This window comes from Rhodococcus sp. 320_ES, assembly GCF_059691855.1.
Genome location: NZ_JCAWAG010000005.1, coordinates 112594 through 127356 on the forward strand (window position 1 = coordinate 112594; position 14763 = coordinate 127356).

General features: G+C 66.5%; 12 protein-coding genes. 6 read left to right on the plus strand and 6 right to left on the minus strand.

All coding sequences use genetic code 11. The annotated features are described in order from the left end of the window. Positions 1-18: 18 nt before the first annotated feature. Positions 19-1221, plus strand: coding sequence for an exonuclease SbcCD subunit D (locus AC59JP_RS18185; protein WP_497327220.1), 1203 nt, complete (start codon positions 19-21; stop codon positions 1219-1221). Further along, positions 1218-4199, plus strand: coding sequence for an AAA family ATPase (locus AC59JP_RS18190; protein ID WP_497327221.1), 2982 nt, complete (start codon positions 1218-1220; stop codon positions 4197-4199). Before AC59JP_RS18185 ends, AC59JP_RS18190 begins: the two co-directional genes overlap by 4 nt. A gap of 2 nt (positions 4200-4201) precedes the next feature. Here AC59JP_RS18190 and AC59JP_RS18195 read toward each other — a convergent pair whose 3' ends face one another. The 4 genes from AC59JP_RS18195 to AC59JP_RS18210 all read right to left on the minus strand — a co-directional run bounded on the left by AC59JP_RS18195 (position 4202) and on the right by AC59JP_RS18210 (position 8963). Next, entirely contained in the window at positions 4202-5467 is a 1266-nt protein-coding gene (locus AC59JP_RS18195) for an AI-2E family transporter (protein WP_497327222.1), read from the minus strand. A 103-nt stretch (positions 5468-5570) separates the two neighbouring features. Further along, the gene (locus tag AC59JP_RS18200) at positions 5571-6479 is read right to left on the minus strand and encodes a DNA-3-methyladenine glycosylase family protein (RefSeq protein WP_497327223.1); all 909 of its coding nucleotides are present in this window, start codon (positions 6477-6479) and stop codon (positions 5571-5573) included. 22 nt (positions 6480-6501) lie between these two features. Beyond that, positions 6502-6693 (minus strand): YbdD/YjiX family protein, encoded by a 192-nt coding sequence (locus tag AC59JP_RS18205; RefSeq protein ID WP_497327224.1) that lies wholly within the window; start codon positions 6691-6693, stop codon positions 6502-6504. Beyond that, complete coding sequence (locus tag AC59JP_RS18210; protein WP_497327225.1) at positions 6690-8963, minus strand: carbon starvation CstA family protein; 2274 nt, start codon at positions 8961-8963, stop codon at positions 6690-6692. Before AC59JP_RS18210 ends, AC59JP_RS18205 begins: the two co-directional genes overlap by 4 nt. A gap of 169 nt (positions 8964-9132) precedes the next feature. Between AC59JP_RS18210 and AC59JP_RS18215 the strand changes: the two genes are divergently transcribed. From AC59JP_RS18215 to AC59JP_RS18230, 4 genes are read left to right on the plus strand one after another with little or no spacing between them, the layout of a single operon-like run. Then, complete coding sequence (locus AC59JP_RS18215) at positions 9133-9615, plus strand: CD225/dispanin family protein (protein WP_497327226.1); 483 nt, start codon at positions 9133-9135, stop codon at positions 9613-9615. 20 nt (positions 9616-9635) lie between these two features. Further along, positions 9636-10715: a redox-regulated ATPase YchF gene (ychF, locus tag AC59JP_RS18220; RefSeq protein WP_497327227.1), complete on the plus strand. Its 1080-nt coding sequence runs from the start codon at positions 9636-9638 to the stop codon at positions 10713-10715. Between the two features lie 10 nt (positions 10716-10725). Continuing rightward, positions 10726-11160: a VOC family protein gene (locus AC59JP_RS18225; RefSeq protein WP_497327228.1), complete on the plus strand. Its 435-nt coding sequence runs from the start codon at positions 10726-10728 to the stop codon at positions 11158-11160. A gap of 55 nt (positions 11161-11215) precedes the next feature. Continuing rightward, complete coding sequence (locus tag AC59JP_RS18230; protein ID WP_497327229.1) at positions 11216-12115, plus strand: alpha/beta fold hydrolase; 900 nt, start codon at positions 11216-11218, stop codon at positions 12113-12115. A 21-nt stretch (positions 12116-12136) separates the two neighbouring features. Here the strand turns inward: AC59JP_RS18230 and AC59JP_RS18235 are convergent, their stop codons facing one another. Further along, the gene (locus AC59JP_RS18235) at positions 12137-13540 is read right to left on the minus strand and encodes a WS/DGAT/MGAT family O-acyltransferase (protein ID WP_497327230.1); all 1404 of its coding nucleotides are present in this window, start codon (positions 13538-13540) and stop codon (positions 12137-12139) included. A 203-nt stretch (positions 13541-13743) separates the two neighbouring features. Further along, complete coding sequence (locus AC59JP_RS18240; protein WP_497327231.1) at positions 13744-14763, minus strand: LLM class flavin-dependent oxidoreductase; 1020 nt, start codon at positions 14761-14763, stop codon at positions 13744-13746.

The following is a 14763-nucleotide window of genomic DNA, read 5'->3' on the forward strand; positions in this document are numbered from 1 at the left end:
TCGGTTAGCGTCGCCGACATGAGAATCCTGCACACCTCCGACTGGCACATCGGGCGCACCTTCCACGGTGTCGACCTGCTGGCCGATCAGAGGGCCGTGCTGGATGCGATCGCGTCGGTCGTCGAGGAGAACTCGGTGGACGTCGTCGTCGTTCCCGGCGACATCTACGACCGCGCCATTCCGAGTGCGGACGCGGTTCGGGTGTGCAACACCGGTTTCGAGAAGATTCGCCGGGCCGGGGCAGTCATCGTCGCCACGTCGGGCAACCACGATTCGCCGGTTCGCCTCGGTGCCGGGTCGTCGTTCTCCGCGGCCGGCGGGCTGCACCTGTTCACCACCGTGTCGGCCGTCGACGAGCCTGTCGTCGTCGACGACGAGCACGGACGCGTCGCGTTCTACGGAATTCCCTACCTCGAACCGGAGACCACCCGAACGGAGCTCGACGTTCCGACCGCCCGATCGCACGCCGACGTGCTGCGTGCGGCCATGACCCGGATCCGGCGCGATGTCGACACGCGTCGCACCTCCGACTCCTCGGCACGGTCGGTGGTCCTCGCGCATGCGTTCGTGGTCGGCGGCGAGAGCACGGGTTCGGAGCGTTCCATCGCGGTCGGCGGCGTGGAAACCGTTCCCGCGTCCGAGTTCTCGGGTGTCGACTACGTCGCGCTCGGGCATCTGCACTCGCCGCAGACGATCGAGCACCGCATCCGCTATTCGGGGTCGCCGCTGCCGTATTCGTTCGGTGAGAGGTCACATCGCAAGGCCGCGTGGATGATCGACATGGACGCGGCGGGCGGTATCGATGTCACGCGGGTGGAACTCCCGCTCGTGCGTGGGTTGAGTGTTCTGACGGGACGTCTCGACGAGCTGTGTACCTCGGCGCAGTACGACGAGCACGTCTCGAACTACGTCTCCGCGGTGCTGACCGATCCGGTTCGCCCGGTCGACGCCATGCGCCGCCTGCAGGATCGCTTCCCGCATGCGGTCCATCTCGAATGGCAACCGCCGCTCCGGTCGAGCGACGCCGGCTACCGCGAGAAGGTCGTCGGACGGTCGGACCTCGAGGTGATGACCAGCTTCCTCGGCGACGTACGCGGCGAGCCGACCGCGTCGGAAACGAAGCTCCTCGAACGCGCAGCCCGGTCGGCCGTCGCCGAGCCGGACGCGGTCTCGAGCGACGAACCCACGAGCGCCGAACAGCACTGGGCACAGACGGGATGAGACTCCACTCGCTGACCGTCACCGCGTTCGGACCGTTCGGCGGCACCGTCAGCGTCGACTTCGACGAACTCGGCGCCGACGGCCTGTTCCTCCTGCACGGGCACACCGGCGCGGGCAAGACCTCGATCCTCGACGCCATCGCCTTCGCTCTGTACGGCGTGGTGCCGGGTGCGCGCAGGGAGACGAAGAGACTTCTGTCGGATCACGCCGCACCCGGAGTGGCTCCCTCGGTGCAGCTCGACGCGACGTTGGGCGGCCGGCGGCTCCGGTTGGTGCGGAGCCCGGAATACGCGCGACCCAAGCTTCGCGGTGAGGGCACCACGAAGCAGAACGCGAAAGCAACGCTGACCTGGCTCGACGGGACCGGACAGAACCTCACGCGTATCGACGAGATCGCGCTCGAGGTCGAGCGGCTGCTCGGCATGCGGGTGGACCAGTTCTTTCAGGTGGTGTTGCTCCCGCAAGGTGACTTCGCTCGATTCCTGCGCGCGAAGAACGACGAGCGCGGACAGCTGCTGGAGCGACTCTTCGACACCGACCGGTTCTCCGACATCGAGACCTGGTTCGCGGACCGCCGACGGGAAAGCGCGGAGGCGCTGGCCGACAAGACTCGGAATGCGGACCGGATTGCCGCGAAAGTGGCCCAGGCGGCGGGGGTCGAGCAGTGCGCGGACCCAGAGGTGTTGCCGTGGGCCACTGCGCTTCTCGATGCGGCGCGCGAGCGTGCGACGGGCTGCGCCGCAACCCTGGAGGCAGCTCGGGCCGATCACGCTGCGAAAGCCGACAGTGTCCGCGTGGCGCGTGATACCACCCGGGCACGGGAGCGCGGAGTGGCTGCGCGCCAACGACTCTCGGCGCTCGACGACATGGCGGAGACGCTTGCCGGAGACCGCCGCGAGCTGGACCGAGCGCACGCCGCCGCACCCGTGCATCGGCGCCGACTCGAACTCGACGACGCGCGGCGGCGCAGTGCCGATGCCGGCGCCGTCGTCGCGTCGCGCACCGTTGCGGCGCAGGCCACGGTGGCAGCCGACGTGGTTCGCGAACTTGCGTGGCCACCGTCGCCCGCGGACGCCGAGTCGATCGACGCGGCCGTGCAGCGGTGGAGCGGTGAGCGCGCGGTGCTCGACGGAATCGCCGAGGACGAGATCGCTCGTGAGCAGTTCACGAACGAGTTGTCGCTGGCCCTTGCCGGCGCCCGAGACATCGATCATGACGTAGCTCTGCTGGTCGAGCGGGAGCGCGCGATACCGGCCGAGACGGCGCGATTGCAGGCGGACTACACCGCCTGCGTCCACGCCGCCGCGTCGGTGGCATCGGTGCAGGCCCGTCACTTCGCGGCGCAGGACGCGGTCAGCGCGGCCATCGAGCACAAGCGAGCCGTCGCGGCGGCGGGGGACGCCGCGGCGCGTCACTCCTCGGCGATCACACGGCATCAGGATCTTCGCCAGCTGTGGCAGGACCTTCGCGAGCAACGACTCGACGGGATGGCCGCGGAACTGGCGAGGCAACTGCGCGACGGTCGGCCGTGTGAGGTCTGCGGAGCGCTCGAGCATCCGTCGCCCGCGAGGGCCGGTGACGACTCGGTCACCCGTGATGACGAGGAACAGGCGCGTCACGCGATGAACCTCGCGGAGAAGCGCCGTGACGAGGCACGCGCCGAACTGGAGTCGCTGCAACGCGACATCGAGGCGCTCGCCGCCCGGGGCGGCACCCGGCCCGCGGCCGAACTCACCGCCGCATTGGATGCGGCCAGCGCGGAACTGCAGGACACCACCGCCCTGGCCGACAAGCTGACCGAGGTGGAGGCCGCACGCGCCGCGCAGGACTCGAAGGCCGAGTCGCTGCGGTCACGCATCGCCGCGCGCACCGCCGACGGTGAACAGATGCGGGCCACGATCGATACTCTGCGCGCGCGGATCGCCGACTCGACCGCGCGGATCGACGCGGCCCTCGGGTCGGCCGGGTCGGCGCGCGACCGGCGGCGCGACCTCGACCTCGCCGTCGCTGCACTGGTGGCACTTCGGGACGCGCGACACGATGCCCTCGCGGCCGAGCAGGCAGTGGCCGACCTCGAGACCCGTCTGCGGCAGGACGCGTCGAACGCGGAATTCGAGGACGTCGAGGACGCGATCGCTGCGGTGCGCGATCAGAAGCGCATCACCGAGCTCACCGGTCGCCTCGCCGACGCAGACGCCGAACGCGTCGCCGCCACCGCGATCCTCACCGACGCCGAGGTCGGCGCCGCGTTGGCCGCCGAACCGGTCGACATCGAGCCGTTGGTGGAGGCCGAGAACTCGGCTCGGCAGGTTCTGGAGGACGCTCTCACCGAGAAGAAGCTGGCCGACGAGCGCAAAGTGCAGCTCGAAGACCTGGTGGCGCAGCTGTGGGCGGTAGGACAGCGGCTCGAGCCGCTGCGCGCCGCTCATGCCGAACTGCACGAGCTCGCCGAGGTGGTGAGCGGCAAGGGCCAGAACAGCAGGAAGATGTCGCTGCGTTCCTACGTGCTCGCCGCCCGCCTCGAGGAAGTCGCCGTGGCGGCGTCGGTGCGTTTTCGGCGGATGACGGGCGGCCGATACGAATTCGTCCATTCCGACTCCAGCGGTCCACGAGGAACTCGCGGCGGTCTCGGGTTGGAGATTCGCGACGAATACACCGGCGTCGTGCGCGCGGCCGGCACCCTGTCGGGTGGCGAGGCCTTCTGCGCATCACTCGCTCTGGCGCTCGGCCTGGCCGACGTGGTGGCTGCCGAGTCCGGTGGGATCACCCTGGACACCATGTTCATCGACGAGGGCTTCGGAAGCCTCGATTCCGATTCCCTCGACTCCGTGATGGGCGTCCTCGACGAACTACGCTCCGGCGGCCGAACGGTGGGCATCGTCAGTCACGTCGACGAAATTCGAGACCGCGTGCCATCGAGACTGCATGTCATTCGAGAGCGTCACGGTTCGACGGTCCGCGTCCACGCCGGGGTGTGACCTCAGGACTTGTCGGTCTCCGCTGAATCGTCGTCGCTGTCGCTGTCCGCGGTGATGGGTTCGGGGCGGGACGGCTCGTGGTGGACCACCTTCGGCGGTTCGTCTCCCGGAGTGCCCTGCTTCTTAAATACCTTCTCCGCGAGCGTGTTCGCGTCCGGGTCCTCGTCGGACCGCAGCTCGATCTGCTCGTTCAGGTACCGCACCAGCACGCCCGCCGCCGCCGCGACGGGCACGGCCAGGAACGCACCGATGATGCCGAACACCGAGCCACCCGCAGTGACCGCCAACAGCACCACGGCCGCATGCAAGTTCATCGACTTGCTCTGCAGGATCGGCTGGAGAACGTTGCCCTCGATCTGCTGCACCAGCAGGATGAGTCCCAACACGATGACCGCGGTGGTGAGCCCGTTGGCCACCAACGCCACCAGCACGGCGAGCGCACCGGCAACGAACGCGCCGAGGATCGGGATGAAGCCGCCGAGGAAGGTCAGCGTCGCCAGCACGGGCGCGAGTGGCACACCCAGGATCAGCAGTCCGGCGCCGATGAAGAGTGCGTCGATGAGGCTGACGATCGCCTGCGTTCTGATGAAGCCGCCGAGGGTGTTCCACATCCGAGTCAGGACTTCGGCGAGGTGACCGCCTGCCCTGCCCCCGGCGAGGCCGTACAACCAGGGGAGAAATCTCGGGCCGTCCTTGATGAAGAAGAAGGTCAGAACCAGGACCAGGCCGAGGGTGACGAGCAGCGATCCCGCGGTGCTGACTCCGGCGAAGACTCCCGCGGCGATCGCGGTACCGCTGTCCTGGATGCGCTGGATGATCACGTTCGTGGCGTTGTCGATCTGGTCCTGGTCCAGGTTGATCGGGGGGCCTTCGATCCAGTCCTGAACCTGAGACACACCCTGCGTGGCGCTGTCGGCAAGTTCGGGCGCCTGGCTCACCACGGACGGCACGATGAACGCGATCACGCCCGCGAGAATCCCGAGGAACAACAGGAGGGTCGTGATGGCGGCGAGTGCCGGCGGCGCACCGATCCTGCGGAGGTACCGGGTGGGCGGCCACAGAACGGTCGCAACGATGAGCGCCAGCAGGACGGGGAGAACGATCACCCACATCTGGCCGATCAGCCACCCGGCGATCCAGCACGCTGCAGCGACGACGATGACCACGGCCGATGCCTTGGCCAGCCACACCGCGCCGTGTGCGATCAGAGAACCTCGCTCCCGAAAACTGCGTGAGCCGGAGGAGGTGTCGGAGGCGTTCTCGGTCACGAAAGTGTCCTTTTGTATGTCAGCGGGCGAGCGCGGTCAGGACGGTGGAGAAGTGGGTGGCCGTGGGAGGGTACCCGGGAATCGTGAATTCTCACATCGGCGGTCACGGGTAGGCGCCGCGGGCCGACAGCGCCACTCGCCACAGATGCATCGACACGTAGGAACGCCACGGCGACCAACGCGCGGAGTCGGCTAGGTCGACCTCGAGCAGGGCAGCGCCCTGGCGAACCACGAGATCGGTGTCCAGTAGAACGTCTGGATCGCGCAGCAATCGCATCGACACGTAGCGCGCGGTCCACGGCCCGACACCCCGGAGGTCGGTGAGCGACTTCTCCTGTTCGTGCGCAGTCCGGTCGTGGCGAATGTCGAGGGCGCCGTCGGCCAATGCGCCTGCGGCCCCTGCGATCGCTGCGATGCGCCTGGCCGGACCAGTCAGAACGTCGGCACCGCGGGCCGCGACGGCCGAGTTCGTCGGAAACAGGTGGGTGATTCCGTGCCGGCCGACGCCCTCGTCGTCTCCGACCGGTTCACCGAGCGCGGCCACCAGTCTCGCGGTGTGCGTCGCGGCGGCTCCGAGGGAGATCTGTTGGCCGATCATGGTGCGTAGCAACACTTCGGACGAGTCGAAGGCGCCCGGAACGCGAATTCCCGGTGCGGCGTGGACGCACGGGGCCAGCGCTGGATCGGCTGCCAGCGCGCGATCGACCGGTTCCGCGTCGACATCCAGAGCTAGAACCGTTCGCACACTGTCGATTGCCGCGTCGAGGTCGGATCCAGCTCGCGCGCGAACCTCGGTTCGCGCCGCCCCCGACCCGTCGCGTCCGGTGACGAAGCGGACCGTGATCACCGCGGGTCCGCCGGGCAGACGAAGTGATCGGCGATAGACACCGTCGCGAAAGGTCTCCATGCCCGGCACAGCGTGACCGGACAGGAACCACTGCATCCACTGCACGTCGTAGGGAGCACGGTAGGGAAGATCGACCGAGACGGCGCTCCAACTCCGGGTGCTCACTGCACCATCGTGCCGGGGTCGATCAGCAGCAGCGCGCGCCGGGGTTCGCACCGGCGTCGGCGTGACGACGTCGCCAGTACTCCCGTTCGGTCGGAACCTCCGCGTCCGGGTGGACACGACGTAGATGCGCGACGTACCTCTCGTAGTCGTGATCGCCCATCACCGAGGTGATCCACCAGACGGCGCCACGCGCCGCGCGAGCCAGTGTTGTCATCCGTGGGACCCCGGCGCACGCACCTTGCCGTCGGCGATCAGAACGTCCCACTCCTTCTGCACCGACTTCTCTGCCGCTGTGGGGATCATGCCGCTCGGGGCGAAGATCTTCGACGGAACGTCCGGTTCTTCGTTACCCGGCAACCCGCCGGCTCGGAATGCCTTGATGCACACCACGAAACCGGCGACAGCGACGATCAGTACGAGGACGGCGAACACGATCGACAGGGTGCCCTGAATGAACGTGTTCCGGATGACGGCGTCGATGGCGTCGGCGGTCTTGGCGGTCCTGAACTCGGTGAGGCCCTGATCCTTCGCGGCTTTGAAGTCGCTGTGCTGAGCCCAGTACCCGATGGCGGGAACGGAGGAGAAGATCTTCTGGTACGAGGCGGTCATGGTGACGATCAGGTCCCACGCGAGCGGCAGACCGGGAATCCAGGCCCACTTGAAGTGGCCCTTCTTGACCACGATGGTCAGCACGACCGTGAGAGCGATGGCGGCGAGCAATTGGTTCGCGATGCCGAAGAGCGGGAAGAGCGTGTTGATGCCGCCGAGCGGATCGGTGACACCCATGAGCAGAATGGCGCCCCACGCGGCGACGACGACGAACGAGCAGATCCAGGCGCCGGCGCGCCACGACGGGTCACGGAACTTCTTGGCGCCGCCGCCGAGGTTGCTGAGCGAGTCCGACAGCATGAACCGGGCGACGCGAGTTCCAGCGTCGACGGTGGTGAGGATGAACAGCGCCTCGAACATGATCGCGAAGTGGTACCAGAACGACTTCAGGCTTTCGCCGCCGAACACCTGGTGCAGCACTTCCGACATGCCGAACGCGAGAGTGGGAGCGCCGCCGGTGCGCGAGATGATCGACTCCTCGCCGACCGCCTGAGCGGCTGCGGTGATCTGCTCGGGGGTGACGTCCGTTCCGCCGAGTCCCAGGCCGTTCACGTAGGTCGCGGCAGTGTCCGCGGTTCCGCCGGTCAGCGCCGTCGGTGCGTTGAGGATGAAGTAGAGGTGCTGGTCGAGGATGCACGCCGTGACCAGCGCCATGATCGCGACGAACGACTCGGTGAGCATGCCGCCGTAGCCGATCAGCCGCATCTGCTTCTCTTTTTCGAGCAGTTTCGGCGTGGTGCCGGACGAGATGAGCGCGTGGAAGCCGGAGAGGGCGCCGCAGGCGATGGTGATGAACAGGAACGGGAACAGCGAACCCGAGAAGGCCGGTCCGGTTCCGGTGCTGGCGAAGGACGTGACATCCGGCATCTGCAGAACCGGACGCGCGATGAGGATGCCGATGGCCAGCAGCGCGATCGTGCCGATTTTCATGAAGGTCGACAGGTAGTCGCGAGGGGCGAGAAGCAGCCAGACCGGCAGCACAGAGGCCGCGAAACCGTACGCGATCATCAGCCACGCGATGGTGACCTTCGACAGCGTGAACCAGTCCGTGCCCCAGTCGGTTTCGGCGACCCAGCCACCGGAAATGATGGCCAGGAGCAGCAGCACGACGCCGATGAGCGAGACCTCGGACACCTTGCCCGGGCGCAGGTACCGCAGATACACGCCCATGAAGAGTGCGATGGGGATGGTCATGGCAATGGAGAAGACGCCCCAGGGGCTTTCCGCGAGCGCGTTGACGACGACGAGCGCGAGAACCGCGATGATGATGATCATGATGACGAACACGCCGATGAGAGCGGCGACGCCGCCGACCACGCCGAGTTCCTCGCGGGCCATCTGACCGAGGCTTCGGCCGCCGCGTCGCGTCGAGATCCAGAGCACCAGGAAGTCCTGCACGGCTCCGGCGAACACGACGCCCACGATGATCCAGATGGTGCCGGGGAGATATCCCATCTGGGCGGCGAGCACCGGACCGACCAGAGGCCCGGCGCCGGCGATGGCCGCGAAGTGGTGACCGAAGAGCACACGCCGATCCGTCGGCATGTAGTCCTTGCCGTTCTCCAGCACCTCCGCCGGAGTTGCCCTGTCGTCGCGGGGCATGACGAGCTTGCGTTCGACGATGCGCGCGTAGAACCGGAACGCGAAGATGTAGGTGCAGACCGCGGCGATGACGAACCACACCGCGTTGACGTTCTCGCCTCGGACGATCGCGATCACGGACCAGGCGATACCGCCGAGGATGCCGATGATCACGAACAACACCCGCACGGCCGGCGACATCGGGGTGGTGTCGACCACCTCCACAGGGGGAAGGTCCGGGTCGTTCTTCTTGAACTCGACGTGCGGGTTTCCCCGGTCCGATACGGCGGTCATCGTCGATCTCCTTGCGGCTGTCCTGTTATGACTCGGATCACCATAGGCACAGACCCCGACATATCGGGGAGCTTCGGAGACGATGCGCCGGGCGGTCCGTGTGATGCGGTGACCGGATCGTTCTCTCATCGCGATGTTCGCGTCGGTTCCGGCGTTTAGGGTGTTCCGCATGGCCGACAACGACCCCTACAGCTCACCGAATCTGTCGAAGGGCGACGACGCGTCGCAGACACCCGGTTACGACCAGTCGGCCGGATACCAGCAGCCCGCACAGGGTTATCCGACTCAGGGTTCTTCCACGCAGGGTTATCCGACGTCGGGGTTTCCAGCACAGGGGTACGACCAGCAACCGTCCTACCCGCAGCAGTCGTACGGCCCGCCGCCCTTGCCGCCGACCAACGCGGGCTGGGCCGTCGCGGCGGTGATCTTCTTCTGGCCGCTGGCCTTCGCCGCGTTCAATCATTCGTCGAGCGTGTTCCCGCGCTGGTCGTTGGGCGATTACCAGGGCGCGCAGTACGCCTCGGACCGGACGGAGCAGCTCGGCAAGTACGCGCTCTGGATCTTCGCGGCATTCTTCGCCATCTTCATCGTGTTCTACATCGTGATCATCGCGGTGGCGGTGTCGGTGGGGTCGAGCAGCACCACGTTCTGAGAACGTAGACTCCTCTCTCTGTGAGCCTTACTCTCGGAATCGTCGGCCTGCCCAATGTGGGCAAGTCCACCCTGTTCAACGCGCTGACCAACAACGACGTTCTGGCCGCGAACTACCCGTTCGCGACCATCGAGCCGAACGAAGGTGTTGTCCCGCTACCGGATCCGCGTCTGAACGAACTGGCGAAGATCTTCGGCTCGGAGCGGATTCTGCCCGCGCCGGTCACCTTCGTCGACATCGCGGGCATCGTGAAGGGCGCGTCCGAGGGTGCCGGCCTCGGCAACAAGTTCCTCGCCAACATTCGCGAAGCGGACGCCATCTGTCAGGTCGTGCGTGTGTTCGCCGACGACGACGTCGTCCACGTCGACGGCCGAGTCGATCCCGCCGCGGACATCGAGGTCATCGAGACCGAGCTGATCATCGCGGACATGCAGACGCTCGAGAAGGCGATCCCGCGTCTGGAGAAGGAGATCCGGACCCAGAAGGACCGCGCTCCGATGCTCGCGGCCGCGAAGGAAGCGCAGGCGTTCCTCGATCAGGGCAAGACGCTCTACTCGGTGAAGGACAAGCTCGACAACTCGCTGCTGCGCGAACTGAACCTGCTGACCACGAAGCCGTTCCTCTACGTCTTCAACGCAGACGAGTCGATCCTGACCGACGAGGCCAAAGTCGCCGAACTGAAAGCGTCGGTCGCACCGGCCGACGCGGTGTTCCTCGACGCGAAGATCGAGTCCGAACTCGTCGAGCTCGACGACGAATCGGCACTGGAATTGCTCGAGTCCATCGGCCAGGCCGAGCCGGGTCTGCACGCGCTGGCCCGCGCCGGCTTCCACACGCTGGGTCTGCAGACGTACCTCACCGCGGGACCGAAAGAGTCCCGCGCGTGGACCATTCACCAGGGAGACACCGCCCCGCAGGCCGCCGGCGTCATCCACACGGACTTCGAGAAGGGCTTCATCAAGGCCGAAGTCGTGTCCTACGACGACCTTGTCGCAGCCGGTTCGATGGCAGCGGCCAAGGCCGCGGGCAAGGTTCGCATCGAGGGCAAGGACTACGTCATGGCCGACGGCGACGTGGTGGAGTTCCGCTTCAACGTCTAGGCAGGTACGTATGAGTATGAAACTCGAGAACGTCGGAATCGCCGTCGAGGATCTGGACGCCACGATCGCGTTCTTCACCGACCTCGGCCTGGTCGAGATCGGACGCGACACCGTCAGCGGTGAGTGGACCGATACCGCCGTGGGTCTGGACGGCAACCACGCGAACATCGCCATGTTGCAGACACCCGATGGAAACGGCCGTATCGAGCTCTTCCAGTACATCCATCCTGCGGCAATCCCCACGAATCCGACGCTCCCCAACGAAATCGGTATGCACCGTGTCGGGTTCTCGGTCGACGACTTGGACAGCGCTCTCGCCGTGGCCGCGAAGCACGGGTGCTATCCGCTGCGCGGCGTGGCCAACTACAACGACGCGTACAGGCTGACGTACGTCCGTGGGCCCAGCGGGATCATCGTGATGCTGGCCGAGGCGCTGGGCGGCTGACCGGATTTCTCGGCAAAGTTTGAGGACCACGGGCCAAAAACGATAACCTGTTCTCGTGTCTTGGATTTCGAACGTGGTTCCGTCCGGAGCGACCGCCGACGTCGCGCCGGTAGACAACGTGCCCGCCGGCCGAATGGTCGAGTTGCCGGGCCGGGGGTCGACGTACGTGGTCGACACAGGTAACCCCGACGGTCCGGTGGTCATTCTCCTGCACGCGCTGGCCTGCACGGGCCTGCTCACCTGGTATCCGTCGTTACCGTCGCTGACCGACCGTTTTCGGGTGATCACGCTGGATCAGCGGTGGCACGGTCGGGGCATCAAATCCGACCGGTTCCATCTGGAAGATTGTGCGGACGACGTGGTCGCCCTGGCCGACGTTCTGGGCATCGACCGCTTCATGGTGGCGGGATACTCCATGGGTGGCCTGGTGACGCAGTTGGTCTGGCGCGCGCACCGCGATCGCGTTCGCGGCATCGTTCTCTGTTCCACCGCAGCCAATTTCGAGCGGGGCCGTGTCGACGGCCTCCTCCTGAGCACGATTCAGACGGTGGCTGCCCGTGTCCGGCCGACCTTCGTCGATGCCGTCACCGAGGACACAGGTGTCGCAAAGGCTTCAGGCGCCGCAACCGATTCCGGCGCAGCGACCGATCCCGGCACATGGGCTCTGCGTGAATTCCGCTCGACGCACCGCGGCGCCATAGCTCGCGCCGGCAACGAGATCGTTCGGTTCGACTCGCGGGACTGGATACACCAAGTGGACGTTCCCACCGCGGTCTGCGTCACCACCCGAGACCGGCTCATACCGCCCTCGCACCAACGTCGGCTCACCCGCGCGATCGACGCTGCCTCGCAGCAGGACGTCGATGCGGGGCATGCCGCCTGCGTTCTGAAGCCCAGCGAGTTCGTTCCGGCCTTCCGGACTGCGTGCGCATCGGTGAACGCGCGCGCCTGGTAAGGCGCACTGCCAGAGGCGAATTCAGGCCGGGAGACCTTCGGTGAGCGCCACCAACTCGTCCAGGGAATCGAGAATGCCGGTCGCGATGGGACGCAGGTCCGGAACCAGATCGGCGCAGGCGATGAGACCCACGTTCAACTTTCCGTTCACCGACACCACGGTGATGTTGAGGCCCGCGGTCTCGAAGATCGGGCCCAAGGGGTACATGGCCTCGATCCGAGCGCCCAGGAAGTACAGCGGAAAATCCGGTCCGGGCACGTTCGAGATCAGAAGGTTCTGCATCGGGGGCTGCTTGTCGCCCAAGCCCAGTGCGCTGTAGAGGCGCACTCCGGCTCCCGTGACGGTGGGCGGAATGAATTGGGCGAGCATCTGCGGCATGCTCGCCGACCACTCACCGAGGTGTTCCTTCGCAGATCCCGTCGACTCCCGGATCGCCTGCAGGCGTTCCAGTGGGTCCGCGATATCGGTGGCCAGCTTGGTGAACATCCCGGTGACGCGGTTCGTTCCCACGTCGATCGCTTCGTCTTCGCTGACCGCAACGGGGACGACGGCGATGAGTGAGCGGTCGGGTAGTTCACCACGCTTGTCGAGGTAGGCGCGCAGCGCTCCACTGCAGATGGCGAGGACGACGTCGTTCACGGTCACGCCCTGCGCATTCTTCACCTTCTTGACGTCTGCGAGCTCGGCCTGGGCGAAGCCGATGGTGCGGTGCGGCGTCAGCGCACCGTTGAACGAGGTGCGGGGCGCCGTGAACGGGACCGGCATCGACTTGCCCCGGCGCGCCCGGCCGATCCAGTTGATGGGAATCTTCACGATCTCGGGGACCAGACCGGCGTACTGGAAGGGTCTGCGCGCCACGGTGATCATGCCGTCGGCGGCGAGCTGCAGCAGCGGGGCGTTTCCGGAGTTCTTCCGCATCAGCTCGGGATCCGGTGGAGCCATCTCGGTGGTCAGCGAGCACAGACGGGTGATCAGGTTCGCTCCGGTCACACCGTCGACGGTGGCGTGGTGCATCCGCACCAGGACCGCGACCCTGCCGCGCTCGAGGCCCTCGATCACCCACATCTCCCACAACGGTTTGTCGCGATCGAGACTCTGACCGGAGAGATGGCCACACAGGCGGGCGAGCTCGTCGTCCCCGCCGGGCGCCGGCACCGCGACGTGGAACAGGTGACGGTCGATGTCGAAGCGTCGATCCTCGACCCACACGGGGTGGTCGAGGTTGAGAAACGAATCCTTCAGTCGCCGCCGGAATTCCGGGAGGCTTTTCACGGCGTCGGCGAGGGCGCGGCGGAAGACGCCGAAGTCGAAATCGTTGTCCTCGTCGGCGGTGGGGTCGAGAACGATCACACCGTTGATGTGCATCAACTGGGCACGCGATTCCAGATACAGGAACGCTGCGTCCATGCCACTCAGTCGTTCCACCCGAAACTCCTCGAGTCGTCGCCAGCTCTGTCCGAAGGGGGTATCCCCTGTCGGTTCGCACTCTTCCTCGAGTGGGCCATCTCTGGAACCGGTTTCAGTTTTTTTCGTCCGTTTCACCACATGCTTCATGGAGCCCGAACGCAAAAATCCGGTGCCACCGACCGCGATGAGCGCGGTCGATGGCACCGGATTTCTCGAGCGGATTACCGCCAGCCGAGCTCCGGCGCCACGTGGGTCAGGATCGACTCCAGTACGTGTGCGCAGTAGTCCACTCCCAGCTGATTCGGGATGGTCAGCAGCAGGGTGTCGGCAGCGGCGACGGCCTCGTCCTTCGCCAGGTCGTCGATGAGCTTGTCCGGCGTGCCCGCGTAGGTCTTGCCGAAACGAGCCTTGCCACCGTCGAGGTAGCCGACCTGATCGCCGCTACCGCTCTCGCGGCCGAAGTACGCGCGGTCGGTGTCGTTCACGATCGGGAAGATGCTGCGGCTCACCGACACCCGCGGCTCGAAGGAGTGTCCGGCGTCGGACCACGTCTTGCGGAACCGCTCGATCTGCTCGGCCTGCAGCTCGTGGAACGGGACACCGGTGTCCTCGCTGAGCAGAGTGGAGCTCATCAGGTTCATGCCCTGCTGCGCAGTCCATTCCGCGGTCGCGCGGGTGCCGGCGCCCCACCAGATGCGCTGGCGCAGGCCCTCGGAGTGCGGCTCGAGCCGCAGCAAGCCCGGCGGGTTCGGGAACATCGGCGACGGGTTGGGCTCGGCAAAGCCCTTGCCCTCGAGCAGTTCGAGGAAGATTCGCGTGTGCTCACGGGCCATGTCGCCGTTGTCCGTGCCGTCGGCGGGGGAGTACCCGAAGTAGCGGTAGCCCTCGACGACCTGCTCGGGCGATCCCCGGCTCACGCCCAGCTGCAGACGTCCCCCAGAAATGAGGTCGGCGGAGCCGGCGTCCTCGACCATGTAGAACGGATTCTCGTACCGCATGTCGATGACGCCGGTGCCGATCTCGATCGTGGACGTCTTGGCGCCCACCGCGGCGAGCAGCGGAAACGGGGATGCGAGCTGGTTGGCGAAGTGGTGGACACGGAAGTACGCACCGTCCGCACCCAGCTCCTCGGCGGCGACCGCGAGGTCGATGGACTGCAACAACACGTCCGATGCGGACCGAGTCTGCGAGTGTGGCGACGGTGACCAGTGTCCGAAGGACAGGAACCCAATCTTCTTCAT

Excerpts from the sequence above, each read along its gene's own strand:
- AC59JP_RS18190 (WP_497327221.1), top strand. The coding sequence starts at position 1,218 with ATGAGACTCCACTCGCTGACCGTCACCGCGTTCGGACCGTTCGGCGGC.
- AC59JP_RS18185 (WP_497327220.1), top strand. The coding sequence starts at position 19 with ATGAGAATCCTGCACACCTCCGACTGGCACATCGGGCGCACCTTCCAC.
- AC59JP_RS18205 (WP_497327224.1), bottom strand. The coding sequence starts at position 6,693 with ATGACAACACTGGCTCGCGCGGCGCGTGGCGCCGTCTGGTGGATCACC.
- AC59JP_RS18210 (WP_497327225.1), bottom strand. The coding sequence starts at position 8,963 with ATGACCGCCGTATCGGACCGGGGAAACCCGCACGTCGAGTTCAAGAAG.
- AC59JP_RS18215 (WP_497327226.1), top strand. The coding sequence starts at position 9,133 with ATGGCCGACAACGACCCCTACAGCTCACCGAATCTGTCGAAGGGCGAC.
- AC59JP_RS18225 (WP_497327228.1), top strand. The coding sequence starts at position 10,726 with ATGAGTATGAAACTCGAGAACGTCGGAATCGCCGTCGAGGATCTGGAC.
- AC59JP_RS18240 (WP_497327231.1), bottom strand. The coding sequence starts at position 14,763 with ATGAAGAAGATTGGGTTCCTGTCCTTCGGACACTGGTCACCGTCGCCA.